Source organism: Propionibacterium acidifaciens DSM 21887, assembly GCF_000426605.1.
In the GTDB taxonomy this organism is placed as follows: domain Bacteria; phylum Actinomycetota; class Actinomycetes; order Propionibacteriales; family Propionibacteriaceae; genus Propionibacterium; species Propionibacterium acidifaciens.
Map to the genome: position 1 here is coordinate 84916 of NZ_AUFR01000005.1, position 24119 is coordinate 109034.

At 72.1% G+C, this 24119-nt stretch carries 20 protein-coding genes and 1 pseudogene; 3 read left to right on the top strand and 18 right to left on the bottom strand.

The features are described from left to right. Nucleotides 1–3: 3 nt before the first annotated feature. The 14 genes from K336_RS0102620 to K336_RS0102685 are packed head-to-tail and all read right to left on the bottom strand — an operon-like array spanning nucleotide 4 to nucleotide 15621. Nucleotides 4–1554: an NADH-quinone oxidoreductase subunit M gene (locus K336_RS0102620; RefSeq protein WP_028706214.1), complete on the bottom strand. Its 1551-nt coding sequence runs from the start codon at nucleotides 1552–1554 to the stop codon at nucleotides 4–6. Nucleotides 1555–1566: 12 nt separating this feature from the next. Further along, on the bottom strand, nucleotides 1567–3474 hold the full coding sequence (nuoL, locus tag K336_RS0102625; protein ID WP_081660517.1) for an NADH-quinone oxidoreductase subunit L: 1908 nt from the start codon (nucleotides 3472–3474) through the stop codon (nucleotides 1567–1569). Nucleotides 3475–3484: 10 nt separating this feature from the next. Then, nucleotides 3485–3784 carry an NADH-quinone oxidoreductase subunit NuoK gene (gene nuoK, locus K336_RS0102630; protein ID WP_028706233.1) on the bottom strand — a complete coding sequence of 100 codons (300 nt, stop codon included), beginning with the start codon at nucleotides 3782–3784 and terminating at the stop codon, nucleotides 3485–3487. After that, the gene (locus tag K336_RS13855) at nucleotides 3784–4710 is read right to left on the bottom strand and encodes an NADH-quinone oxidoreductase subunit J (RefSeq protein ID WP_051245346.1); all 927 of its coding nucleotides are present in this window, start codon (nucleotides 4708–4710) and stop codon (nucleotides 3784–3786) included. Before K336_RS13855 ends, nuoK begins: the two co-directional genes overlap by 1 nt. Next, nucleotides 4710–5309: an NADH-quinone oxidoreductase subunit NuoI gene (gene nuoI, locus K336_RS13860; RefSeq protein WP_021797419.1), complete on the bottom strand. Its 600-nt coding sequence runs from the start codon at nucleotides 5307–5309 to the stop codon at nucleotides 4710–4712. The genes K336_RS13855 and nuoI overlap by 1 nt, the downstream gene beginning before the upstream one ends. Nucleotide 5310: 1 nt before the next feature. Continuing rightward, nucleotides 5311–6669 carry an NADH-quinone oxidoreductase subunit NuoH gene (gene nuoH / locus K336_RS0102645; RefSeq protein ID WP_028706216.1) on the bottom strand — a complete coding sequence of 453 codons (1359 nt, stop codon included), beginning with the start codon at nucleotides 6667–6669 and terminating at the stop codon, nucleotides 5311–5313. Beyond that, a complete protein-coding gene (locus K336_RS13865; protein WP_051245335.1) occupies nucleotides 6666–9095 on the bottom strand; it encodes an NADH-quinone oxidoreductase subunit G in 2430 nt (809 codons plus the stop codon). Before K336_RS13865 ends, nuoH begins: the two co-directional genes overlap by 4 nt. Next, nucleotides 9092–10444, bottom strand: a complete 1353-nt coding sequence (nuoF, locus tag K336_RS0102655) for an NADH-quinone oxidoreductase subunit NuoF (protein ID WP_028706217.1) — start codon at nucleotides 10442–10444, stop codon at nucleotides 9092–9094. The genes K336_RS13865 and nuoF overlap by 4 nt, the downstream gene beginning before the upstream one ends. Then, the gene (gene nuoE, locus K336_RS13870) at nucleotides 10444–11175 is read right to left on the bottom strand and encodes an NADH-quinone oxidoreductase subunit NuoE (RefSeq protein WP_043122126.1); all 732 of its coding nucleotides are present in this window, start codon (nucleotides 11173–11175) and stop codon (nucleotides 10444–10446) included. Before nuoE ends, nuoF begins: the two co-directional genes overlap by 1 nt. Before the next feature lie 52 nt (nucleotides 11176–11227). Next, the gene (locus K336_RS0102665) at nucleotides 11228–12586 is read right to left on the bottom strand and encodes an NADH-quinone oxidoreductase subunit D (RefSeq protein WP_021797944.1); all 1359 of its coding nucleotides are present in this window, start codon (nucleotides 12584–12586) and stop codon (nucleotides 11228–11230) included. After that, the gene (locus K336_RS0102670) at nucleotides 12583–13335 is read right to left on the bottom strand and encodes an NADH-quinone oxidoreductase subunit C (protein WP_021797953.1); all 753 of its coding nucleotides are present in this window, start codon (nucleotides 13333–13335) and stop codon (nucleotides 12583–12585) included. Before K336_RS0102670 ends, K336_RS0102665 begins: the two co-directional genes overlap by 4 nt. Next, nucleotides 13332–13889, bottom strand: a complete 558-nt coding sequence (locus tag K336_RS0102675; protein WP_021797951.1) for a NuoB/complex I 20 kDa subunit family protein — start codon at nucleotides 13887–13889, stop codon at nucleotides 13332–13334. The genes K336_RS0102670 and K336_RS0102675 overlap by 4 nt, the downstream gene beginning before the upstream one ends. Nucleotides 13890–13907: 18 nt before the next feature. Then, complete coding sequence (locus K336_RS0102680; protein WP_021797942.1) at nucleotides 13908–14273, bottom strand: NADH-quinone oxidoreductase subunit A; 366 nt, start codon at nucleotides 14271–14273, stop codon at nucleotides 13908–13910. A 46-nt stretch (nucleotides 14274–14319) separates the two neighbouring features. Continuing rightward, a complete protein-coding gene (locus tag K336_RS0102685) occupies nucleotides 14320–15621 on the bottom strand; it encodes a geranylgeranyl reductase family protein (protein WP_233418697.1) in 1302 nt (433 codons plus the stop codon). 267 nt (nucleotides 15622–15888) lie between these two features. Between K336_RS0102685 and K336_RS0102690 the strand changes: the two genes are divergently transcribed. Next, a complete protein-coding gene (locus K336_RS0102690; RefSeq protein WP_021797948.1) occupies nucleotides 15889–17142 on the top strand; it encodes a chorismate-binding protein in 1254 nt (417 codons plus the stop codon). A gap of 63 nt (nucleotides 17143–17205) precedes the next feature. On the opposite strand, the gene K336_RS20055 is transcribed toward K336_RS0102690, so the two are convergent. From K336_RS20055 to K336_RS13885, 4 genes and pseudogenes are all read right to left on the bottom strand, one after another. Continuing rightward, a complete protein-coding gene (locus tag K336_RS20055) occupies nucleotides 17206–17778 on the bottom strand; it encodes an aldehyde dehydrogenase family protein (RefSeq protein WP_411431116.1) in 573 nt (190 codons plus the stop codon). 76 nt (nucleotides 17779–17854) lie between these two features. Then, a pseudogene (locus K336_RS19225) lies at nucleotides 17855–18707 on the bottom strand (aldehyde dehydrogenase family protein); the annotation flags it as partial. Nucleotides 18708–18881: 174 nt separating this feature from the next. Continuing rightward, on the bottom strand, nucleotides 18882–20714 hold the full coding sequence (locus tag K336_RS13880) for a DUF6297 family protein (protein WP_211223419.1): 1833 nt from the start codon (nucleotides 20712–20714) through the stop codon (nucleotides 18882–18884). Continuing rightward, entirely contained in the window at nucleotides 20711–21403 is a 693-nt protein-coding gene (locus K336_RS13885; protein WP_192962644.1) for an ABC transporter ATP-binding protein, read from the bottom strand. The genes K336_RS13880 and K336_RS13885 overlap by 4 nt, the downstream gene beginning before the upstream one ends. 51 nt (nucleotides 21404–21454) lie before the next feature. On the opposite strand from K336_RS13885, the gene K336_RS0102710 reads away from it, so the two are divergent. Both K336_RS0102710 and K336_RS0102715 read left to right on the top strand, forming a co-directional pair. After that, complete coding sequence (locus K336_RS0102710; RefSeq protein ID WP_081660522.1) at nucleotides 21455–22231, top strand: demethylmenaquinone methyltransferase; 777 nt, start codon at nucleotides 21455–21457, stop codon at nucleotides 22229–22231. Between the two features lie 81 nt (nucleotides 22232–22312). Next, nucleotides 22313–24085: a TM0106 family RecB-like putative nuclease gene (locus K336_RS0102715; RefSeq protein WP_155944961.1), complete on the top strand. Its 1773-nt coding sequence runs from the start codon at nucleotides 22313–22315 to the stop codon at nucleotides 24083–24085. The last annotated feature ends 34 nt before the right edge of the window (nucleotides 24086–24119 follow it).

Here is a 24119-nt window from a genome sequence, read left to right on the forward strand (position 1 = left end):
GACTCACTTACCCCCGTTCGAGACGCTCGGCGCCGGATCGGACGCCGAGACGTGCACCATTGCCTGCTGCGCGGCCGGGGCGACCAGGTCGAGCGCCGGCTTGGGCACCAGGCCGAAGAACAGCATGAGGACGATGAGCGGCGCGATGACGGCCCGCTCGCGGCCGTTCAGGTCCCGCGTCATGTGCTTCTCGCTCGCCTCGGTCACCGGGCCCGTGAAGACCCGCTGGTAGGCCAGCATGACGTAGACCGCGGCGAGGACGGTGGCGACGACGGCCACCGCGACGAAGACCAGGTGCCGGCTCCAGGCGCCGGACATGATGAGGTACTCGCCGGCGAAGTTCGCCAGGCCGGGCAGGCCGAGCGTCGCCAGGCCGGAGACGAGGAAGACGCCCGCCAGCACCGGGACGAGCTTCTGGGCCCCGCCGAAGTCGGCGACGAGGGCGGAGCCGCGCCGGTCGGCGAGGAAGCCGACGACGAGGAACATGGCGGCCGCACTGAAGCCGTGGCCGAGCATGTAGAAGATCGAGCCGGTCAGTGAGGCGGTGGTGAACGAGAAGATGCCCAGCACCATGAAGCCGAAGTGACTCACCGAGGTCCAGGCCACCAGACGCAGCAGGTTCTTCGCTCCGATCGCCATGAACGCCCCGTAGAAGATCGAGATGACCGCCAGGGTCAGCACGAAGGGCGTCGCCCACGTGCTCGCGCCCGGGAAGAAGGCCAGGCAGAAGCGGATCATGCCGAAGGTGCCGATCTTGTCGAGCGTGGCCACCAGGAGCGAGGAGGCGCCGGGCCGGGCCTGTTCGGCAGTGTCGGGCAGCCAGGTGTGCACCGGAACCATCGGGGCCTTGATCGCGAAGGCGATGAAGAAGGCCGCGAAGAGCCAGCGCTCGGTGCCGGTGCCCATCGGCAGGCCGGTCAGGTCGGAGGTGAGCAGGCTCGGGGCGCCCCGCCCGGCGGACAGCGCGTACATGCCGATGACGCCGGCCAACAGGACGAGGCCGCCGAGGAGGCTGTAGAGCAGGAACTTCAACGCGGCGCCCGTGCGGCCCGGCCCGCCCCAGCCGGCGACGAGGAAGTACATCGGGATGAGGGTGGCCTCGAAGAAGATGTAGAAGAGCAGCAGGTCAGAGGCCATGAAGACGTAGAGGGTGAAGCCCTCCAGCATCAGGGCCAGGGCCATGAAGGCCTCGGTGCTCCAGCGCGGCGGCAGCACGCCGTCGGCCTCGACCGGCCTGCCCGCCCTCCTCCTCGGGACGCGTCCGTCGCCGACGCGCCACTCGGCGAGCAGGACGATCGGCACGAGGATGACGGTGAGCAGGACGAGCAGCTTGGTCATGCCATCGGCGTCCAGGGCGTACCAGGCGCCGATGGCGCCGATCCAGCTGTGCCTCTCGGCGAGGGAGTCCATCGGCCAGACGGCGACGCCGAGGACGAGATCGGCCAGGGCGACGCACAGGGCGACGGCCTTGCCTCCGCGGCCTCCCAGGACGAGGACGAGGAGCGAGCCCGCGATCGGCAGCAGCCCCACGAGGGTGAGCCAGGGGAATGTCATTTCTCCTCCTCCTCAGGCCAGTCGGCCCAGGATCATCACGACGCCGATGATGACCGCGCCGAAGGTCATCAGGGCGCCGTAGCTGCGGACATATCCGTTCTCGAGCAGGCGCAGCACGCCGGACGCCCCCTTGGCGGCGGCGGCGCTGCCGGTGACGGCGCCGTCCACGACGTAGCGGTCGGTCAGCTCCAGACCGCCGCACAGCCGCTGGCCGGGGCGCATGAACACGGCCTCGTTGAACGAGTCGGCGTAGAGCTCGTTGCGCCCGGCGTTGACGAAGAAGTTCCGGCTCACGGGGGTCCGCTGGGCGATCGGGCGACGGTAGAGCACGACGCCGAGCACGACGCCGCACACCACGACGGCCAGGGTGACCCACGCGATGGCGCCCGTCTCGACGACGTGGACCGGCTCGACCTCGGCGCCGACGGCGTCCGAGAGCCAGCCCTGGATCCAGCCGTTGAGGACCAGACCGCCGACGACCGATCCGATGGCCAGGACGACCAGCGGGAGGACCATGACCGGGCCCGGGCGGTGCGGGTGCACGCCCGGCAGGTGGCGGGACGGGCCGAAGAAGGTCATCATCATGAGGCGCGTCATGTAGAAGGCGGTGATCGCCGCACCGGCGACGGCGAGCCAGCCGAACAGCTGGCCCTTGCCGAAGGCCGCGTTGATGATGTGGTCCTTCGAGTAGTAGCCGGCGAAGAACGGGCAGCCGATGATCGCGAGGTAGCCCATCGCGAAGGTGCCGAAGACCCAGGGCATGCCCTTGGCGAGCGCGCCGAAGTGGCGCATGTCGGTGTCGTCGTCCATGCCGTGCATGACGGCGCCCGCCCCGAGGAACATGTTCGCCTTGAACATGCCGTGCGTGAGCAGGTGGAAGATCGCGAAGGCCACACCCGCCGGGCCGAGACCCGCGGCGAGCATCATGTAGCCGATCTGGCTCATCGTCGAGCCGGCCAGCACCTTCTTGATGTCGTCCTTGGCGCAGCCGATCCAGGCGCCGGCGAAGATCGAGCACAGGCCGACGATGGCGACGGCCAGGGCGGCCTCGTCGCTCAGCGTGAAGATCGCCTGCGAGCGGACGACGAGGTAGACGCCGGCGGTGACCATCGTCGCCGCGTGGATGAGCGCCGACACCGGCGTGGGGCCCTCCATGGCGTCGAGCAGCCACACCTGCAGCGGCACCTGGGCGGACTTGCCGCAGGCGGCCAGCAGGAGGAGCAGGCCCAGCGCCGTGGCCCAGCCGTGCGACAGCCCCGGCGCCCCGGCGTTGACGTCGGCGAAGGAGACCGAGCCGAACAGGGCGAACATCGCGAAGCTGGCGCACAGCAGTCCGAGGTCGCCGACCTTGTTGGTGAGGAAGGCCTTCTTGGCCGCCAGCGCCGCGGAGTTGCGGTCCTGCCAGAAGCCGATGAGCAGGTAGGAGGCCAGACCGACGCCCTCCCAGCCGATGAACAGCATGACGTAGTTGTCGGCCAGCACGAGCGTCAGCATGGCGCCCAGGAAGAAGTTGAGGAAGGCGAAGAAGCGGCGGCGCTTCGGGTCGTCGGCCATGTAGCCGATCGAGTAGATGAAGATGAGCGAGCCGACGCCGGTGACGAGCAGGGCGAAGAGGATCGACAGCGGGTCGACGAGCAGCGAGATCCGGACCGAGCGGCCGCCCGCCTCGATCCACGTGTAGAGGGGCACCGAGACCGCGCGGTCGGCGGCGGGGGCCCCGAGCATCTGGACGAACTCGACCAGCGCGATGACGAGGGCGGCGATCGGGGACGCGGTGCCGAGCAGATGACCCCATGAGTCTCCGACGCGCCCGACGACGAGCAGGATGCCCGACACGGCGAGCGGGATCGCGATGAGCAGCCAGGCGGCGCCGAACGCGCCGGTGGCCGCCACCGGAGTGAGTGTTTCGAGAAGAGTCACCGCAGCCCCCTCAGTGCTTCAGCAGGTTCTCGTCGTCGACCGAGGCCGACCGGCGGGTACGGAAGATGGTGATGATGATGGCCAGTCCGACAACGACCTCCGCGGCCGCGACGACCATGACGAAGAAGGCCGCGATCTGCCCGTCCAGGCCGCCGTGGACGCTCGAGAAGGTCACCATCGCCAGGTTGGCGGCGTTGAGCATGAGCTCCACCGACATGAAGGCGATGAGCGCGTTGCGGCGGATCATGAAGCCGAGCAGCCCGATGCAGAACAGGATGGCCGCCAGGATGATGTAGGCGTTCGGATTCATCACTCGTCCTCCTCGCGACGATGCGCCCCGGTGGACGCCGGCTCGGCGTCGGGCCCGGCAGCCGGCTCGGCGCCGGTCAGCTCGGAGGCGGGCCCCGGGCTCGGCAGCTCGTGCTCTCCCGGCAGCAGGCCGTGCTGGTCGTCCCGCACGGCGCGGACGGCACGGTCGGCGGCGATGTTCGGTGCGACGAGACGGCCCCTGTCGACGACCACGACGCCGCGGGCGGCGAGCGTCGGGACCACCGATCCCTCGGCCGTCGAGCCGTCGGGCAGCAGGGCCGGGTGGTCGACCGAGTTGTGGCGGGCGTAGACGCCGGGGCTGGGCAGCGGGGCCGGGTCGACGCCGTGCTCCGCGTACTCGCGGACCCGACGGGCGGCGCGCGCCTGCTGACGCTCCTTGCGGTGGAGTCGCTCGCCGTGGGCCAGCACCATGGCGGCCAGGGCCGCCGTGATGAGCAGGGCCGCGGTGGCCTCGAACGCGAAGACATAGCGTCCGAAGACGAGGTAGGCCAGCGAGCGGACGTTGCCCTGGTCGCCGACCGCCGCGCCGAGGCCCTTCGAGTCGGTGAGGACGCCGTGGCCGACGGCCAGCAGGAGCAGCACGAGCAGCCCGAGGGCGCCGATGACGGCCGCGACGCGCTGGCCCCTGATCGTCTCGACCATCGCGTCGACCGAGTCGACGCCGATGATCATCATCGTGAAGACGAAGAGCATCATGACGGCGCCCGTGTAGACGATGATCTGGGCGACGAACAGGAAGGGCGCGTCGAGGCTGGCGTACAGGCAGGCCAGGCAGATCATGACGGCCGCCAGGCACAGCGCCGAGTGCACCGGCTTGCGGCTGAGGACGAGCCCCAGCGCCGCCACCGCGGCCAGCACCGCGAACACCCAGAAGGCGACTGCCTGGGCCGTGAGCAGGGGGATCATCATGCGGCTCCCGTCTCGTGCGGAACTGGGTTCGTGCCGGCGGCCCGGGCGGGCGCGCGCACGCCGACCGCGTCGGCCGCGCCCCGCTCGTCGAGCTGGCCGGTGGGCGGCAGGCCGAGGAAGTAGTCTTTCTCGTCGTCGCCCAGACGACGGGCGTGCGGCGGGGCCTCCATGCCGGGCAGCAGCGGCGCCAGGAGGCGCTGCTTGTCGTAGATGAGGCTCTCGCGGCTGCGGTCGGCCAGCTTGAAGTCGTTGGTCATCGTCAGCGCGCGCGTCGGGCAGGCCTCGATGCACATGCCGCACAGGATGCAGCGCAGATAGTTGATCTGGTACACCTTGCCGTAGCGCTCGCCGGGGCTGAAGCGCTGCTCGTCGGTGTTCTCGCCGGCCTCCACGTAGATGGCGTCGGCCGGGCAGGCCCACGCGCACAGCTCGCAGCCGACGCACTTCTCGAGCCCGTCGGGCCAGCGATTCAGCTGGTGACGGCCGTGGAAGCGCGGCGCGACGACGCGCTCGGCGCCCTTCTGCGGGTACTTCTGCGTGAAGGACTTGCGGAACATCGTTCGGAAGGTGATTCCGAAGCCGGACCAGGCTCCCATGTCAGTGCTCCTCCCCCGTCGTCGACGGCCCGTCCGGGGCGGCCCCGGACGGTCCCCCCGGTTCTCCGGGCGGTCCGGACTCGGCGACGATGCCGGCGAACTGGCGGGCCTGACGGCCCGGCATCGGCGGCACCGGGTAGCCGCCGGCGAAGGCGTCGAACTCGGCCTCCGGGGCCTCCTCCTCGGCCTCGGGCGGCCGGGACGGCCACAGCGCCCAGACCAGGAGGGCGACGATGAGCACCCCGACGAGGACGGCGACCACCGGCGAGGCGAACCAGCCGTTGACCATGCCGCCGCGCAGGACCGAGAAGACCAGGATCCACACGAGCGAGATCGGGATGAGCCACTTCCAGCCCAGGTTCATGAACTGGTCGTAGCGGAAGCGCGGGAGCGCCGCCCGGACCCACACGAAGAAGAAGACGACCAGCTGGGCCTTGAGGAAGAACCACAGCATTCCCCACCAGCCGTGGTTGACCGCGTCAACCATGCTGAGCGGCCAGGGCGCGCCGTAGCCGCCGAGGAAGAGCGTCGTGCACACACCGGAGACGGTGGCGACGTTGATGTACTCGGCGAGGAAGAACATGGCGTAGCGGAAGCCCGAGTAGTCGGTGATGTGGCCCGAGACGATCTCGGACTCGCACTCGGCCAGGTCGAAGGGCAGGCGGTTCGTCTCGCCGAAGATCGACACGATGTAGATGCAGAAGCTCGGCAGCAGCGGCAGCCAGTAGTGCGTCGGGAAGAAGGTCTCCAGCCCGAAGAGGCTCAGGTGCTGCATCTGGGCCTCGACGATCTGGCTGGTGCTCATCGAGCCGGCGAACATGAAGACCGTCACGAGCGACAGGCCCATGCACACCTCGTAGCTGATGAGCTGCGCCGTGGCGCGCATCGAGCCGAGGAAGGAGTAGGTGCCGTTGGAGGCCCAGCCCGCCAGGACGACGCCGTAGATGCCGACCGAGGCGATGGCCAGGACGAGCAGCACCGAGACCGGCAGGTCGGAGACCTGCAGCCTGGTGACGTGCCCGAACATCGACACCTCGCCACCGAGCGGGATGACCGCCCAGGAGCTGAAGGCCGCGATGGCGATGAGCATCGGGGCCAGCGAGAAGACGACCCGGTCCGTGCGGGCCGGACGGAAGTCCTCCTTGAGGAGCAGCTTCACACCGTCGCCCAGGGCCTGCGGCAGGCCGAGCGGGCCGTTCATGATCGGGCCCTTGCGGTTCTGCATGCGGCCGAGGACCCGGCGCTCGAACCACACGTTGAAGATGGTCCACACCAGCAGGACGACGAAGACGCCGACGACCTTGATGAGGACCAACCACCAGGGATCTGGGCCGAAGACGGCGCTCTCGAGCGGGTTCATGCTGCACCTCCCTGATCGACGGTCTGCGGGGGCGGGGCGACGCGCGCCGCCTCGACCCTGACGCGGGAACCGGGCCGGACGCCGAGCACGGCGGCCAGCGGCCCCGCGGAGTTGAGGGGGGCCCAGACGACGCCGGGCACCATGTCGGCCTCGACGCGGACCGGCAGGCTCAGCGAGCCGGCCGGGCCGTGCAGGCTCGCCCGCGCCCCCGGCGCCAGGCCCAGGGCCTCGGCGTCGGCCGGGGCCAGGGCGATCGTCGGCGGCGCGGCGGCGGCCCGGGCGAAGTCGGCGCCGTCGAGGGCGGCCGAGTCGTCCATGAGCAGCCGCCAACCGGCCAGGAGCATACCCTCGCCCTCGGGCGCGGGCCCGGCCGAACGGGGCTCGAATCCGGCGCGGGCGCCGGACCAGGGCCCCAGCTCGGCGAGGTCCTCGCCGGCCCGGGCCGGGCCGCGCACGCCGAGGTCGGAGCCGAGGGCGTCGGCCAGGGCGGCCAGCACGCGCACGTCGGTCATCGGGGCCCGGTTCGCGGCGTTGATGAGCGCGACCGGGCGCGGGCGGTGCTCCCAGTCGAGAAGGGTGCCGGCCTGCTCCTCGAGCAGGGCGACCGGGAGGACGACGTCCGCGTGCTCGGTGACGTCGCTGGGGCGCTGCTCGAGGCTCAGCACGAAGTCCGCCGCATCGAGGGCCCGGGCGAAGGCCGCCGGGTCGGCCGTGTCGGCGGCCTGGATGCCGCCGGTGACGAGGGCCTTCAGCTGCCCGTCGAGGGCCGCCCCGATGATGCGCGTCACGTCCCGGCCGCCCCCGGCCGGCAGCGACGGGACGCCCCAGGCGGCGGCGACGTCGACGCGGGCGCTCGGATCGGCGCTCGTCCGCCCGCCAGGCAACAGCCCGGGCAGGGCGCCGGCCTCGAGGGCGGCGAGCTCGCCGGCGCGCCGCGGGATCCACGCGAAGCGGGCGCCGTGGGCCCGCGCCTGGGCGACGACCTCGCTCAACGCGCCGGGGCTCGTCGCCGCGCGCTCGCCGACGAGGATGATCGTCCGCTCGTCGATGCCGCCCTCCCGGGCCAGCTCGGCGAGCCGGGCGGCCTCCTGGCCGGGGGCGGTGGCCCACAGGCGGGCGCCCGTCCTGCGGGAGCCGCGGCTGCTGAACGGGGCCAGCGCGACGACCTCGAGACCGCGCTTGCGCCAGGCCTTGCGCAGGCGCAGGAAGACGATCGGGCACTCGTCCTCGGGCTCGAGGGCCACGAGGACGACGCGTCCGGCGCTCTCCAGGTCGGCGTAGTGGACCGACTCGTCGAACGAGCGGCCCGCGACATGGGCCATGAGGAAGGAGGTCTCCTCGTCGCTGACCGGGCGGGCCCGGAAGTCGATGTCGTCGGTGCCGAGCACGGCGCGGGCGAAGCGGGACCAGCCGTAGGCGTTCTCGAGCGTCAGCCGCCCGCCGGGCAGCACCCCGACCGCCCCGGCGGCCCTCAGCCCGGCGGCCGCGGCGTCGATGGCCTCGTGCCAGCCGGCGGGCACCAGCTCGCCGTCGCGGCGCACGAGCGAGCTCGTGAGCCGGCGCCCGTCCTGGGCCGAGCGGTAGCCGAAGCGGCCCTTGTCGCAGTTCCACTCCTCGTTCACGGCCGGGTCGTCACCGGCCAGCCGGCGGCGCACCGAGTAGTGCCGGTGGTCGACCCGCAGCTCGCAGCCGGCCGCGCAGTTCTCGCAGCTGGTCGTCGTGCTGACCAGGTCGAACGGGCGGGACTGGAAGCGGTAGTCGGCGCTGGTCAGGGCGCCGACCGGGCAGATCTGGACGATGTTGCCGGCGAAGTACGAGAAGTACGGCTGCTCCTCGTAGCCGCTGATCTGGCTCATCGCGCCGCGCTCGGCGAGACTGATGAAGTCGTCACCGCTGATCTGGTTGCTGAAGCGGGTGCAGCGCTGGCACAGCACGCAGCGGTCCCGGTCGAGGAGGATCTCGGCGCTGATGCGGATGGGCTTGGCGTAGGTGCGCTTGGCCCCCTCGTAGCGGGACTCGCCCGGGCCGTGGCTCATCGTCTGGTTCTGCAGCGGGCACTCGCCGCCCTTGTCGCAGATCGGGCAGTCGAGCGGGTGGTTGATGAGGAGGAACTCGAGCATCCCCCGCTGGTGCTTGGCCACCGTCTCGTTGGACTCACCGGTCTCGACCCGCATGCCGGGCATCGCGGCGAGCGCGCAGGCCGGCTGGGGCTTCATCGGACGGCCGTTGCCGGCGTCGGGCACCTCGACCAGGCAGGCGCGGCAGGCCGCGACCGGGTCGAGCAGCGGGTGGTCGCAGAACCGCGGGATCTCGAGGCCGATCATCTCGGCGGCCCGGATGACGAGCGTGCCCTTGGGCACCTCGACCTCGGTGCCGTCGATGGTGAAGGTGACCGTGTCCGGCTTCGCGGCGACGTCGGCGCTCATGCCGCACCCCCTTCGTTCGTGGACTGGACGGTGAGGCGTTCGCGGGGCGGCGCGAAGAGCGCGCTGGCCTCGTACGGGAGGAGCTCCCAGGCGGGCGTGCCCCGGCAGCCGGCCTCGAACTCGCTGCGGAAGTTCCTGACGGCGCTCCTGATGCAGGCGACGAAGCCGTCGGCGAGGGTGCAGAAGCTCTTCATCGACACGTTGTCGCAGATGTCGAGCAGCTTGTCGACGTCGCCCGGGGCGCCCCGACCGGCCTCGATGTTGCGCAGCGTCTGGACGAGCCACCAGCTGCCCTCGCGGCACGGGGTGCACTTGCCGCAGCTCTCGTGCTTGTAGAACTCGGTCCAGCGCAGCGTCGTGCGGACCACCGAGACGGTGTCGTCGAAGCACTGGAGGGCCTTCGTGCCGAGGATCGAGCCGGCCGCGGAGACCGCCTCGTAGTCGAGCGGCACGTCGAGCTGCTCCGTCGTGAAGATCGGGGTGGACGAGCCGCCCGGCGTGAAGAACTTCAGCTCGTGGCCCTCGCGGACGCCGCCCGCCATCTCGAGGAGCTCGCGCATCGTGATGCCGAGCGGGGCCTCGAACTGGCCGGGGCGCTTCACGTGCCCGCTCACCGAGTAGATCGTCGCGCCCCTGGAGCGCTCGGTGCCCATCTGCCGGTACCAGGCGGCACCGTGGGCGACGATCGCGGGCACCGAGGCGATGGACTCGGCGTTGTTGACCACCGTCGGGCAGGCGTACAGGCCCTCGACGGCCGGGAACGGCGGGCGCAGCCGGGGCTGGCCGCGCCGGCCCGACAGCGAGTCGAGCAGGGCCGTCTCCTCGCCGCAGATGTAGGCGCCCGCGCCGGCGTGGACGACGACGTCGAGGTCGTATCCGGTGCCGAACAGGTTCGCGCCGAGGTAGCCGGCCGCGTAGGCGTCGGCGACGGCCTTGCGCAGGCGGCGGATCACGTGGAGCACCTCGCCGCGCACGTAGACGAAGGCGTGGTGGGCGTTGACCGCGTAGCAGGCGATGATGATGCCCTCGAGGAGCGTGTGCGGGGTGGCCATGAGCATCGGCACGTCCTTGCACGTGCCGGGCTCGGACTCGTCGCAGTTGACCACGAGGTACTTCGGGTTCGGGTTGTCCTGGGGGATGAAAGACCACTTCATGCCCGTCGGGAAGCCCGCGCCGCCGCGGCCGCGCAGGCCGGCGTCCTTGACGAGGGCGATGACCTCCGCCGAGCTCATCGTCGTGAGCGCGGTGCGGGCGGCGCCGTAGCCGCCGTGGCCCACGTGGTTCTCGAGCCGCCAGGAGCCATCCTCGCCCCAGTGGGCCGAGAGGATGGGGGTCAGCTTGTCGGTCATCACGCCTCCCGGTCCTCGGACGACGGCTCGGCCGGGGCCGTCCAGCCGTGCTCCCGCGCGTACTCCACTCCGCGCAGGCTGGGTTCGCCCGCGCTGGGCCCCTCGTCGGCCCGGCCGTCGTCGAAGCCGGCGAGGACCCGCTCGGCCTGCCGCCAGCTCGTGATCGTCGCGCCGCGGCTGGAGCGGACCGTCCTGCCCTCCGCCAGGTCGTCCAGCAGACGGTCGGCCTTCTCGGGGGTCATGTTGTCCATGAACTCCCAGTTGACCATCATGACCGGCGCGAAGTCGCAGGCGGCGTTGCACTCGAGGCGCTCGAGGCTGAACCTGCCGTCCGGCGTCGTCTCGCCCTCGCCGATGCCGAGCCTGCGCTCGACGTGGTCGAGCAGGATGTCGCCGCCGAGCACCGCGCACAGGGAGGTGGTGCACACGCCGATGTGCTGCTCGCCGCCGGGGCGGCGCTTGTACATCGTGTAGAAGGTGGCCACGCCGTTGACCTGGGCGGTGCTGATGCCCAGGATCTGCGCGCAGGCCCGCACGCCGGCGTCGGAGACGCGCCCGTCGACCGACTGCACGAGGTGCAGCATCGGCATGAGCGCCGAGCGGGGGTCGGGATAGCGCCCGGCCAGTTCGCGCATCTCGGCGAGCGTCGTCTCGTCGATCTCCGTGGCCGTCCCCCCGGCGTCGATGCGCACGGAGTCGTCGAAGTGGGACACGAACTCGTGATCGCTCATGACACGTCGCTCCTTCTCGTCACCGGTTCGGCTGTCCTGGTCCGCTGGGCGCTCATCGGTCGACACCGCCCATCACGGGGTCGAGCGAGGCGATGCCCATGATCGAGTCCGAGAGCATGCCGCCCTCGGCCATGATCGGGATCGACTGCACATGGTTGAAGCCGGGGTCGCGCAGGTGCGCCCGGTACGGCCGGGTGCCGCCGTCGGAGACGAGGTGCCAGCCCAGCTCGCCGGCCGGCGCCTCGATCGGCACGTAGACCTCGCCGGCCGGCACGTGGAAGCCCTGCGAGACGACCTTGAAGTGGTGGATGAGCCCCTCCATGGACTCGCCCATGATGTGCCTCACGTGCTCGTTCGAGTTGCCCTGCCCGTCGGCCGCCACCGTCAGCTCGGACGGCCAGCGCAGCTCGGGGTCCTCGATGCGGTAGGGCTCGCCCTTGGTCGAGGCGAGCGCGTCGCGCACCTGCTCGAGGATGCGCACCGACTGGTCCATCTCGTCGAGGCGGATCACCCAGCGCCCGTAGGCGTCCATGCTCGAGGCCGTGCAGACGTCGAACTCGTAGTTCTCGTAGCCGCAGTACGGCTCGGTCCTGCGCAGGTCCCAGGGGTAGCCGGTCGAGCGCAGCACCGGGCCCGAAGCGTTGAGCATCATGCACTGGCTCAGGTCCATGCGCGCGACGTTCTGCAGGCGGTTCTTGAAGATCGGGTTCTGGAGGGTGAACTGGCCGATCTCGGGCAGGTTCCTCCTCAGCTGGCGCAGCAGCTCGTCGAGCAGGTCCAGGCCGTCGTCGGGCAGGTCGTTCTCGACGCCGCCGGGGCGGACGTACGCGTTGTTCATGCGCAGGCCGGTGACGGCCTCGGTGAAGTCCAGGACGCGCTCGCGCTCGCGCAGGCAGACCTCCTGGACGCTCGTGGCGCCCAGCTCGAGGCCGCCGGCGCCGACGCCGGTGAGGTGCGAGGCGATGCGATTGACCTCCATCATGAGGACCCGCAGCTGGCCGGCGCGCGGCGGCATGTCGTCGGTGACGCCCAGCAGCCGCTCGACGGCCAGCGAGTAGGCGGCCTCGTTGAAGATGCCCGCCACGTAGTTGCACCGGGTGGCGAAGGCCGAGCCCTGCGTCCAGGAGCGGTACTCCATGTTCTTCTCGATGCCGGTGTGCAGGAAGCCGATGCTCGGGCGCACGGACACGACCGTCTCGCCGTCCAGCTCCATCACCAGGCGCATGACGCCGTGGGTGCTGGGGTGCTGGGGACCCACGTTGATGACGATCGTCTCGTCGGTGCTCTCGCGCTGGGCCTCGACGATCTGGTCCCAGTCGGCGCCGTTGGCCAGGTAGGCCGCGTCGACGCACTCGTCGTCGGGGCCGGCGAAGAGGTCCTCGGCACCGGTGCGGTTCTCTGTCTGGCTCATTGGTTGTAGCTCCTGCGCTCGCTGGGGGGCGCCACGACGGCTCCCTTGAACTCGACCGGAATGCCCCCCAGGGGGTAGTCCTTGCGCTGGGGGTGGCCCACCCAGTCGTCGGGCATGAGGATGCGCGTGAGGCCCGGGTGGCCGTCGAAGACGATGCCGAACATGTCCCAGGTCTCGCGCTCGTGGTAGTTGGCGTGCGGGTAGACCGGCACGACCGAGGGCGCGTGCGGGTCCGCGTCGGGCAGCTCCACCTCGAGGCGGATGCGGCGGTTGTAGGTGTACGAGAGCAGGTGGTAGACGACGTGCAGCTCGCGTCCGGCCTGCTCCGGGTAGTGCACGCCGGAGACCGCCGGGCAGACCTCGAAGCGCAGCTCCTCGTCGTCGCGCAGCGCCCGGCACAGCTCGACGAGCCGCTCGGGCAGGACGAAGAAGGTGATCTCCCCGCGGTGCACCATGACGTGGGTGGCGAAGCCCGGGACGAGCTCGGCCATGCGGTCGGCGAGCTGGTCGAACCAGCCGCCGAAGGGCGGGGCCGTGATGCCGGCCAGGGCGGTGGTGCGCTCCATCCCGTTGAAGCCGGAAGTGTCGCCCGGGCCGGAGCCCGAGCCCCACATGCCCTTCCGCCGGGCGACGACCTGGTCGTCGACGGCCGGGGCGGCCCCGGGGGCGAACAGCTGCGCCAGATGCGGGAACTCGGCGAGCCCGGAGTCGGTTCCGGGGCGTGCCGGAGTGGCGTCGTTCTCGCTCATCGCATGAGCCCCTTCTGCTCGATGGTGGCCGGCGCCTCGAGCGCGGCCCTCTCCTTCTCGGCGACCTCGGCGACGCGGTCGGCGCCGATCCGGGCGTGCATGACCTCGCGGGCGCGCAGCTTGAAGACCGCGTCGATGAGCATGTCGGGACGCGGCGGGCAGCCGGGGATGTACATGTCGACGGGGACGATGTGGTCGGCGCCCTGCACGACCGCGTAGTTGTTGAAGATGCCGCCGCTGGAGGCGCAGGCCCCCATGGCGATGCACCACTTCGGATTCGGCATCTGGTCCCACAGCTGCCGGACGACCGGGGCCATCTTCTGGCTCACCCGGCCCGAGACGATCATGAGATCGGCCTGGCGCGGGCTGGCGCGGAAGACCTCCTGGCCCCACCGGCCGGCGTCGGCGCGCGGGCCGCCGTAGCTGATCATCTCGATGGCGCAGCAGGCCAGGCCCATCGTCAGCGGCCAGAAGGAGGTCTTGCGCGTCCAGCCGGCGATGGCCTCGAGCGTGGTGAGGAAGATGCCCGAGGGGATCTTCTCCTCGATACCCATGTGTGATCACCTGGCCTTTCAGTCCCAGTCGAGCCCGCCGCGGCGCAGCACGTAGGCGTAGGCGACGAAGACGACGACGATGAACAGGAGCATCTCGACGACACCGAACGCCCCGAGACGGTCGAAGGCGACCGCCCACGGGTAGAGGAAGACGATCTCGATGTCGAAGACGATGAAGAGCATCGCGGTGACGTAGTACTTGACCGCGAAGCGCCCGCCGCCGGTGACGGTCTGCGGGGTGGGCTGGATGCCGCACTCGAAGGAGTCGTACTTGGTGCGGTTGTAGCGGTGCGGACCGATGAGGGGGGACAGCCAGATCGCCGCCACCCACACGAAGACGGCGGCCAGTACGACCAGCCCGAGGATCGGGATGTATGCGCTCATGTCCGTTCCTTCCTGCTCTCCGTTTCGACTGCCCTGGTCCTCCGCACTACGCGGAGGGGGCGATCCTGGTCAGCGTGTTGATGATGCGGTCGAAGGCGTCGCCGTCGTTCTCGTCCGTGAGATTGGCGAGCAGCTTGTTCACGAAGCGCATCAGCGTCGGCCGCGGGAGGCCGTAGGTGGTGCACAGGTGCATGATCCGGGGGTTCCCGATGAGACGGGAGAAGATCATGCCCAAGCGATGATAGCCGCCGAAGTCCCGCCGCACGTGGTTCTCGTAGCCGAGCAGCGCCCGTTCGGCCGCCGCGGCGCCGACGCCGCGGGAGTGGGCCTCGGCGATCGCGTCGGCGGCCAGCTCGGCGGCCTCGAGCGAGTAGTCGATGCCCTCGCCGTTGAAGGGGCTGACCATGCCGCCGGCGTCGCCGACGAGCAGCAGGCCGTTGGCGTAGAGGGGCTTGCGGTTGAGCGCCATCGGCAGGGCCGCGCCGCGGATCCGGTCGATCATGTGCGCGTCGTCGAAGCACCACTGCGGCGGGGTCGTGGCCAGCCAGGCGCGCATCAGCCTGCGGTAGTCGGTGCGGCCGAAGGCCGGGGACGAGTTGAGCATGCCCAGGCCGACGTTGCAGCGGCCGTCGCCCATCGGGAAGACCCAGGCGTAGCCGGGCAGCTGGGTCGAGGCGCCGCGCTCGCCGTCCCACAGCTCGAGCCAGCTCTCCATCCACGGATCGTCGTGACGAGGGCTCTCGAAGTAGGCGCGCACGGCCACGCCCATGGGCCGCCGCTCGTCGCGTCGGCGCCCCATCGCCACGCCGAGGCGGGTGGAGTTGCCGTCGGCCGCGACGACGACCGGCGCGCGGACGGTGCGCCCGTCGCGGGTGCGCACACCGGTGATGCGATCGCCCACCAGGACGGGCTCGGTGACGTTGGCTCCGCAGATCAGGTGCGCCCCCAGCTGCACGGCCCGGCCGGCGAGCAGGTCGTCGAGGCGGCGGCGCGGGCAGGTGGTGCCGTAGTCGGGGAAGTCGGACAGCTGCGGCCAGGGCAGCTCGAAGGGCGCCGTGCGGCCCCCGTAGACGCGCAGCCCCCTCGTGTGCAGGAATCCGGCCGACTCGGAGGTGTCGATGCCCAGACGCGTGAGCATGCGCACGGCGCGCGGGGTGAGTCCGTCGCCGCAGACCTTGTCGCGGGGGAACTCGGCCTTCTCGAGGAGGAGGACGTCGAGGCCGCGCTGGGCGCAGAGGGCGGCGGTCGCGGAGCCCCCGGGACCGGCGCCGACGACGATGACGTCGGCCTCGTTCCGGTCGACCGGCGGAGCCGACGAGAGCAGCTCGGACGCAAGGGCATTGGTCACGCCCGGCACCTCCCTGCTCGTCATCGCCTCACCCGATTCCAAATCCTCGTCCGATGCTCCGCCGGGCCCCGCTCCACAGCCGATCCGGAGCGGGGCCGGGCCGTCCGGAGCCCGGGAACCGGGGCTGCGGAGCCGTCCCGACTCTGCCGACGGCCCTGTCGGAACCCCATGTGCCCACAAGACTAGGCGCATGCTCCGGCCACGTCATCGGCGGGGTCACGAAGCGGACCGGAACCGACCCGAATCGCTTTCGGCTACTCTGCACGGGTGATCATCAATCCCGGCTCCACGCGGATGAGGGCCAGCACGGCCGCCATCGCGGACCCCGGCCGACTGACCGATTTCCTGGACGACTCCGGGGCCGCCTTCCTCAAGGGCCGCGACGGCTTCATCGCGCTCGGCGAGATGGCCCGCCTCGACGACGTGACGATGGCGACGGCCGACCAGTGGTGGCGGGAGTTCTCGGCCCGGATCGAGAACGAGACCGAGATGCCCGAGGCCTTCGGCACCGGCCCCATCGCCTACGGCTCCTTCGTCTACGACCCGGCGCGCTCCGGCCAGTGCTCCTGCCTCGTCGTCCCCGAGGTCGTCGTCGGGCGCCGGGAGGGCCGCTGCTGGGTCACCCGGCTCGGCTACGACAGCGTCGACCCCGTCCTGCCCGAGCGCCGGACCGCTCCCCCTCCCCCGCTGGGGCTCTCGTTCGGGCCGGGCGAGGAAACCGGGCACGAGGAGACGAGCCAGGAGTGGATCGACCGCTTCAACCGCATCAGAGGGCTCATCGACGAGGGACGCGCCGACCGCATCGTCCTGCTGCGCCAGCTCACCGCCCGCGCCGAGGGCCGGCTCGACCCGCGTTGGGTGCTGCGCCAGTGGCGGATGAACTACGGCGGCTCGTGGACCTACCTGGTGGGCGGCCTCGTCGGCGCGACCCCCGAGGTCATGGTGCGCCGCAGCGGCGGTCTGAACGTCTCGCGGATCCTCGCCGGCTCGGTGCAGCCCCTCGGCGGCCCGGACGAGGCCGCCCGGATCGCCCGGCTGCTGTCCGACGGCGACCGCCTGCGCCAGCACCGCCGCGCCGTCGACGCGGCCGCCGAGGGGCTGCGCCCCTTCATGCGGGGCATGCACGTGCCCGAGCAGCCGTTCGCCCTCGCGCTGCCCGACGGGCTCAACCTCGCCACCGACATCTGCGGGGCGGCCTCGCCGGGGCACTCCGCCCTGGCGCTCGCCGCCGCCCTGCACCCGCTGGCCTCGGTCACCGGCTCGCCCGTCGAGGCGGCCCGCGAGATCATCCGCACGGAGGGCACGACGGACCGCGGGCGCTTCGGCGCCCCGGTCGGCTGGATCGACGCCCAGGGCGACGGCGAGTGGTTCGCCGCGCTTCGCCCCTGCCAGATCGAGGACGACGGCGTCGTCCGCCTCTACGCCTCGGCGACCGCCTCGGCGAGCACGAGCGCTCATGACAAGCTCGTCTCCACGCAGGTCAAGCTCGACCAGATGCGCGGGCTGCTCACCGGGCGCTGAGCCGCAGGGCGGTGGGCCGTCGAGGGCCCGGACCGGACGCCCGGGGCCCTCGACGGGAGCGACTCAGTCGCCGTACGGCAGACCGACGGGGCCGGAGCCGAGGTTGACGAGGATGTTCTTCGTCTGCTGGTAGGCGTCGAGGATCATCGTGCGGGTCTCGCGCCCGATGCCGCTGTCCTTGCAGCCGCCGAATGGGGCGCCCGCGGGGAAGGCGTTGCACTGGTTGACCCAGCGGCCGGTACGCGCGCGGGTGGCCACGCGCAGGGCGCGGTTGAGGTCCGAGCTGAACACGCCTCCGCCCAGGCCGTGGTCGGAGTCGTCGGCCATGGCGATGACCTCGTCCTCGAAGGGGGTGATGACGCCGGCCGGCCCGAAGATCTCCTCGCGGGCGACGCGCATGTCGTTGCGGCCGAGCACCAGGGTCGACTTCATGAAGGCGCCCCTGGCGAGCGGACCGCTCCCGTACCGGGAACCACCGGTGACGATCTCGGCGCCCTCCGAGCGACCGGTCTCGACGTAGACGAGGATCTTCGCCAGCCGCTTCTCGTTGATCCGGGCTCTCATCTGGATCTGGGTGGCCGGGTCGAGCGGGTCGCCGACCCGCACGGCCGAGAACGCGGCTCCCAGGACCTCCATGAAGCGGTCCGGACCGCTGGGCCCGGACGAGGATCCGCGACCCGGCCGAGCAGACCTGGCCCTGGTTGAACAGGACGCCCATCTGGACGCCGTCGACCGCCCGGTCCGGGTCGTCGTCGAAGAAGATGTTGGCGCTCTTGCCCCCGGCTCCAGGGTGACCGGGATGATCCTCTGCGCCGCGGCCAGACCGATGCCGCGGCCGACCTCGGTGGGCCCGGTGAAGGCGAGCTCGTCGACGTCGACGGTCTTGAGGTACTCGCCGGAGCGGTCGCCCGAACCGTTGATGACGTCGAGCACGCCGGCGGGCAGGAGGCCCGCCTCGTCGATGAGCCGGGTCAGCTCGAGCACCGACAGCGAGGCGGCGCTGGAGGGCTTGAAGACGACGGTGCTGCCGGCGACCAGCGCCGGGGCGAGCTCCCAGGCCGCCATGAGGAAGGGGGGTTCCACGGCACGATCCGGCCGACGAGGCCCAGCGGCTCGCGCAGGATGATGTCCAACGCGCCGGTGTCGAGCATGGTCGCCGAGCCCTCGTCGGCGCGCATGCGGCCGGCGAAGCAACGGAAGTGGTCGACACTCAACGGCAGATCGGCGCCGCTCGTCTCGCGGATCGGCTCGCCGTTGTCGAGCGGCTCGACGCGGGCCGGGTGGTCGAGGTTCGCCTCGATGAGATCGGCGATGGCCAGCAGTGTCCCTGAGCGCTCGGCGACGGAACTGCGCGACCAGGCCCCGAAGGCCGTGCGGGCGGCGGAGACCGCCGCGTCCACGTCCTGCCGCGTCGCGTCGGCGATGATGGCCAGGCGCTCCGTCATGGCGGGATCGTGGGACTCGAGCGTCGCCCCGTCCGAGGCGGGACGCCACTGCCCGTCGATGTACGACCCGTAGCCGTCCCGGATGCCGTAACCGTCCCGGATGCTGATCCTGTCGTTCATCCGGATCTTCTCCCCGGGATCGTCGGGCGGACCGTCATCGGTGACGAGCCGCCGTGCACACCCGTCCACCGGCCATGGCCCGTGCCGGGGCACCGGGTGCCGACACCCTCCAGGGCATGCGCGCGACCGATGCGCCCCGCCCCGTTCCCGTCAGCCCACGGGGACGATCCCGGATCACGTGCGCAGCGGCGGGCGCGAGCGCCCGGCCGAGCCCGACAGCGGCGGGCGGGTGCGGCCGGTCGGGGTCGAGCGCGAGACGACCCGCTTCGTACGCGGCGCCTGACCGCCGCGCGCCTGCCCGCGGGCCTGTTCGAGCTCGCGGCGGGACTCGGCCTGGGCCTCCATGAGCTCCTCCTGGTTGAGGGAGGCGCCCGAGCGCAGAATCACCCAGACGACGACGGCGATGACCGCCGAGACGATCGGCGACCAGTTCATGACGAGCGGGAAGGTGACGAGCACCACCATGTCGAGGCCGCGCACCATGTTGAACATGAGACTCGGCGGCACGGCTCCGGCGCCGGTGGCGACCATGGGGGCGCTGTAGTCGGCCGACTTCGCGCTGACCCAGCGCATGGCCCCCAGGACGGCACCCATGGCCGCGATGAGGCCGTACCACAGCGCCCGGTGCGGATCGGGCCGCGAGCCCCCCAGCCCCAGGACGAAGGCCGGCGTCACGGCGACGGCCCACACGAGGGCCAGCGCACCGGGGACCACGAGGACCGCGTCGCGCAGCTCCGAGTCGCTCATCGGGAACAGGCGGACCAGGCCCTTCGTCCGGCTGAGCACGCGCATCGAGTCGAAGAAGGGCACGATGACGATGAGCAGGACGAGGGAGGAGACGAACGGGGCGAGCGCGACGACGCCCAGCGAGCTGAGCGCGTACGGCACGACGGCGGCGATCGCCAGGCCGACGAGGGGGGCCGGGTTGCGGCGCAGCCGGTGGACGTCGCGCCAGACGAGGGCACGAGTCCCCTTCCCGCGGCCGCGAATGACCCGCACGTGGCCCCTCAGCCGGCAGCGGCGCTCGATGAGGATGTCGCGCATGAGCGCGAAGTCGAGGGCGAACGCGGCGCCCTGCATGCCCGAGACGAGCTCACCTCCGCTCACGAGCCGGCTCCGGCCGACGGCGCCCAGCCGGCGGCGCGCGAGCACCGAGGCCAGGACGCACAGCACGAGCCCGAAGGCTGCGATGAGGAGGGCGATGCGCCGCGACAGCACGGTGGCGACGTCGACGCGGAACCAGCCGGCGGCGGTGGCGATGACGAGGACGAGGACGGCCACGGCGAGCGCCCCGACGAGCATCTGGGCCAGCCGGACGGGACGGTCCCCCTCGGCGCCCTGCTGGGCGGCGGCGAAGGCCATCCACCCGGCGGTCGTCAGGCCGGTGGCGACGGTCCAGGCGAGGACCGAGGGGCCCGGCAGACCGGTGAGCGCCGCGACGAGCGCGCCGAGCGCCGCGCCGACGAGGCCGGCGCCGACGATCATGAGCCACAGGCGCCGGGCGAGGATCGCCGAGCGGCGCAGCGGCGCGTCGAGCAGCCAGAAACCCTCCGCCGCGGAGGCGATGACCGGCCCGAAGACGCGGCTGACGGCCAGGACGGCGACCCAGCAGGCCGCGACGACGAGCCACGGGATGAGTTCGCGCGCGGTGCCGCAGCCCTCCGAGGTGCAGCCGGCCGCCTGCTTCTGGGCGCTGCGGATCGCGCTGATGACCATCGCGGCGATGATGCCGATGCTGAAGACGGCGACGTAGCCGTCGGTGAACACCGACCAGATCGACCGCGTGGCCCGGCCCCTGCGCCAGTCCTTGAGCAGCAGCATGAGCTGGCGCTCGATGACCTGGCCCTGCTCGTGGTCGTCGACGTCCGCGAACGGGTAGTCGGGGTCGAAGGCGACCGCCGGCCCCCCGGTCTCGAGGGCCTGCGCGGCGGCCTGCTGCGACTGCTCGGCCTGCGGCCCCCTGTCGGAGGACTGCCTGTTCCTGCGCCTGTTCCTCGACCTGCTCATACGAGCTGCTCCGGCTCGGCGAGGGACTGGCTCGCGGACCCGGCGGCGCCCACGCGCACGATGCGCGCGCCGACCGCCTCGACGAGCGAGGGCTCGTGGCTGGCCATGATGATGGCCAGGCCGTTGTCGTCCCTCTCGTGACGCAGGCGCTTGCCCAGCCAGTCGATGCCTTCGACGTCCAGGCGCTGCTCGGGCTCGTCGAGCACGAGGAGCCTCTTGGGGCGCACGAAGGCGGTGGCCAGGGCGAGGCGGCGGCGCTGACCGCTGGACAGGGTGCCTGGCAGCTGACCCGACTGCGGGACGAGCTGGACCTCCTCGAGGACGGCGTCGACGAGCTCGTCGGTGTCGTCCAGGCCGTGGGCGCGGGCGAGCAGGTCGAGGTGCTCCACGACGGACAGGTCGGGGAAGAAGTCGAGGTCGTCGATGACGGTGGCGACGTTGCGCCGGAACTGCGGATCGGTGTCCTTGGCCTTGACGCCGAGCACCTCGACCGCCCCCTCGGTGGGCCGGTCGGAGCCGACGATGCACCGCAGGATCGTCGACTTGCCCGAGCCGTTGCGGCCGGTCAGGGCGACGGCCTCGCCCTCGTGGACGTCGAGGCTGAAGCGGGAGACGATCGTGCGGTCCCCGTACTTCTTCGCGAGGTTGCTGATTCTCAGGACTGTGGAGCGCCGTGCCATGGGGTCCATTGTGCTGCACGCGCAAGCCCGCTCCGGCCCGTGACGGTGGTCACCGCCCGCATGCCGGTGCCCGGCTGCCGCGCCCCGGGGCGCGGACGGGCGTCCGGGGCGCGCACCGCCGCGGCCTGCCACAATGGGGTCGTGGCACGCAGAGCGGATCTTGACAGGCATCGCGACGAGGTCGCCGGCATGTTCGACGAGACGGCCCCCAGGTACGACCTCATGAACGACGTGATGAGCCTGGGGCGGGACCGCTCCTGGCGCCGCGAGGTCGTGCGGGCCCTCGCGATCCGCCCCGGCGAGCGGGTCCTCGACCTGGCCGCCGGAACGGGCGCCTCGTCCGCGCCGCTCGCCGCCGCCGGCGCGGCGGTCTACCCCACCGACCTGTCGATGGGCATGCTGCGCACCGGCAAGCGCCGCCGCCCCGAGCTCGCATTCGTCCGCGGCGACGCCACGCGACTGCCCTACCGCGACGGGGTCTTCGACGCCGCGACGATCAGCTTCGGCCTGCGCAACGTCGAGGACGCCCTCGGCGCCCTGCGCGAGCTGCGCCGCGTCACCCGCCCCGGCGGACGGCTCGTCATCTGCGAGTTCAGCCGCCCCACCCGGCCGCCCTTCCGCTGGGCCTACCAGAGGGTCTATCTGCCGCATGTCATGCCGCGCATGGGCCGGGCGAGCGCCAACCCGATGTCCTACGACTACCTGGCCGAGACGATCCTCGCCTGGCACGACCAGCCGCACCTGGCCGCGCTCATGGAACGGGCCGGATGGGACCGCGTCGAATGGCGCGACCTCACCGGCGGCATCGTCGCCCTGCACCGCGGACGGGCGAGCTGACCGATGGGCGGATCGGCCCGCCTCCACGCGCGGCGCGCGCGGACGGCCCCGGCACCGCCCCGCGACATCGAGGCCCCCGCCGTGCCCGACGTCACGGGCCTGGTCCTGCTCGACGCCGACGCCGCGGTGAGCTGCCCGGTGCGGACCCACAACCGCTTCGACCCGGCCGTCCCCGATCCCGGGCCCGGCGCCGCCGGCCAGGACGGGCGGCCGGCCGACGAACCGACCGCGGCGCGCCGGGCCACCGAGGCCTTCCGCGGGCGCGTCCTCGACGCGCTGGCCGCCATGCCCCGGGCCGTCGACCTGCGCGGGCTCGAGCACGACTGGCCCGGCCGCTTCCAGGCGACCGCGCGGGCCGTGGCGGCCGGGAGGCGCGTCATCATCGGCCCCGCCCTGCCACCCGACGCGGCCGGCGGGCGGATCGGGGAGCCCGACGCGCTCGTCCTCGGCGAGCCCGCCGCCGGCGGCGGCCACGGCTACGACCCCGTCCTCGTCGTCCGTCACCAAGTGCTCGAACCGGCCTCGTCGGCACGAGATCAGCGCGCGGGCTCCCTGGCCCGCGGCCTGCGCCTGGTCCGGGTGCGCGGCACGGCCGTGCGCCCGAGCCGCGAGCACGACCTGCTGCGCCTGGCTCACCACAGGCGCGTCCTCGAGTCCGCCGGCTGGGCCGGCGGCGGGGCCGCGTACGGCGGCCTCATCGGCACCGACCGCATCGGCTACGAGCGAGGCGTCGCCACGGTGCGCCGCTCCCCCCGACGGCAGGCGCCCCCGAACCGCCAGCTCGTCCTCGTCTGGGCCGACCTCGAGGCGAAGCGCCTGCGTGCCGAGGCCCGCACGGCCGGCCGCGGCTGGCGCGCCCACTCGGCGCTGGAACGCTACGACCACGAGTTCGGCTTCCGACGCCGGATCGCCGTCGAGGCCGCCGCCCGCACGCCGTCCCCGCGCGTACGGCCCATCGTCACGGCCGAGTGCCAGGGGTGCCCGTGGTGGTCGTGCTGCCGCCCGCAGCTGGCCGACGACGACCTGAGCCTGTGCATCGACAAGGCCCGCCCCAGCGCCAGGGAGATCGGTCTCCTGCGCGCCATGGGCGTGTGGACGGTCGGCGACCTGGCCGGGCGCGACGTCGACGAGCTCCTCGCGGCACTAACCCCTCAGGTGGCTCGCCCCGACGAGACGGCCCGGCGGGTGCGGCTGGCCGCGCGCCGGGCCCGCATGCTCAGGGACGGGCGCACGGTGGAGCGCACGACGAGCGGCCCGCTGCGGCTGCCGCCGCCCGGCTACGCGATCGATCTCGACATCGAGACGAGCGCCGACGACACGGTCTACCTGTGGGGATTCCTCGTGGACGATCCCGACGAGCCCGCCGGGCCCCGCTACGTCCCCTTCGCCCGGTTCGCCGAGCTGGACCGCACCGGCGAGCGGGAACTCGCGCGCGAGGCGCTCTGCTGGCTCGACGAGCGGCTCGCGGCCCACCCCGGGGCGAGGGTCTACCACTACTCCGACTACGAGGTCATCCACATCCGGCGCATCGCCAGAACGAGCGACGACCCGCTCCTGACCGGGTTCGCGCGCTCCCGGTGCCGGTCGAACTTCTCCGACCTGTTCGGCGTCGTGCGCGCCAACTTCTTCGGCGTGCACGGACTGGGCCTCAAGTGCATCGCCCACGACGGCGCCGGGTTCAGCTGGCGCGACGGGCAGGCGGGCGGCCTCAACTCGCAGAGCTGGTTCGACGAGGCCGTCCACGCCGACGAGCCGGAGCGCCGCCGTGCGGCGGCCCGACGCGTCCTGGAGTACAACGAGGACGACGTGCGCGCCACCCGCGCCCTGCGCGCCTGGCTGCGCGCCCTCGAGTGAGGGCGCGGCGGTACGGGAACGCGGCGGGGCAGCG

Coding starts and splice junctions, on each gene's coding strand:
- K336_RS0102620 (WP_028706214.1), bottom strand. CDS start 1,554: ATGACATTCCCCTGGCTCACCCTCGTGGGGCTGCTGCCGATCGCGGGC.
- nuoK (WP_028706233.1), bottom strand. CDS start 3,784: ATGAATCCGAACGCCTACATCATCCTGGCGGCCATCCTGTTCTGCATC.
- K336_RS13855 (WP_051245346.1), bottom strand. CDS start 4,710: ATGATCCCCCTGCTCACGGCCCAGGCAGTCGCCTTCTGGGTGTTCGCG.
- nuoI (WP_021797419.1), bottom strand. CDS start 5,309: ATGGGAGCCTGGTCCGGCTTCGGAATCACCTTCCGAACGATGTTCCGC.
- nuoH (WP_028706216.1), bottom strand. CDS start 6,669: ATGAACCCGCTCGAGAGCGCCGTCTTCGGCCCAGATCCCTGGTGGTTG.
- K336_RS13865 (WP_051245335.1), bottom strand. CDS start 9,095: ATGAGCGCCGACGTCGCCGCGAAGCCGGACACGGTCACCTTCACCATC.
- nuoF (WP_028706217.1), bottom strand. CDS start 10,444: ATGACCGACAAGCTGACCCCCATCCTCTCGGCCCACTGGGGCGAGGAT.
- nuoE (WP_043122126.1), bottom strand. CDS start 11,175: ATGAGCGATCACGAGTTCGTGTCCCACTTCGACGACTCCGTGCGCATC.
- K336_RS0102665 (WP_021797944.1), bottom strand. CDS start 12,586: ATGAGCCAGACAGAGAACCGCACCGGTGCCGAGGACCTCTTCGCCGGC.
- K336_RS0102670 (WP_021797953.1), bottom strand. CDS start 13,335: ATGAGCGAGAACGACGCCACTCCGGCACGCCCCGGAACCGACTCCGGG.
- K336_RS0102675 (WP_021797951.1), bottom strand. CDS start 13,889: ATGGGTATCGAGGAGAAGATCCCCTCGGGCATCTTCCTCACCACGCTC.
- K336_RS0102680 (WP_021797942.1), bottom strand. CDS start 14,273: ATGAGCGCATACATCCCGATCCTCGGGCTGGTCGTACTGGCCGCCGTC.
- K336_RS20055 (WP_411431116.1), bottom strand. CDS start 17,778: ATGGAGGTCCTGGGAGCCGCGTTCTCGGCCGTGCGGGTCGGCGACCCG.
- K336_RS13880 (WP_211223419.1), bottom strand. CDS start 20,714: ATGAGCAGGTCGAGGAACAGGCGCAGGAACAGGCAGTCCTCCGACAGG.
- K336_RS13885 (WP_192962644.1), bottom strand. CDS start 21,403: ATGGACCCCATGGCACGGCGCTCCACAGTCCTGAGAATCAGCAACCTC.
- K336_RS0102710 (WP_081660522.1), top strand. CDS start 21,455: ATGCCGGTGCCCGGCTGCCGCGCCCCGGGGCGCGGACGGGCGTCCGGG.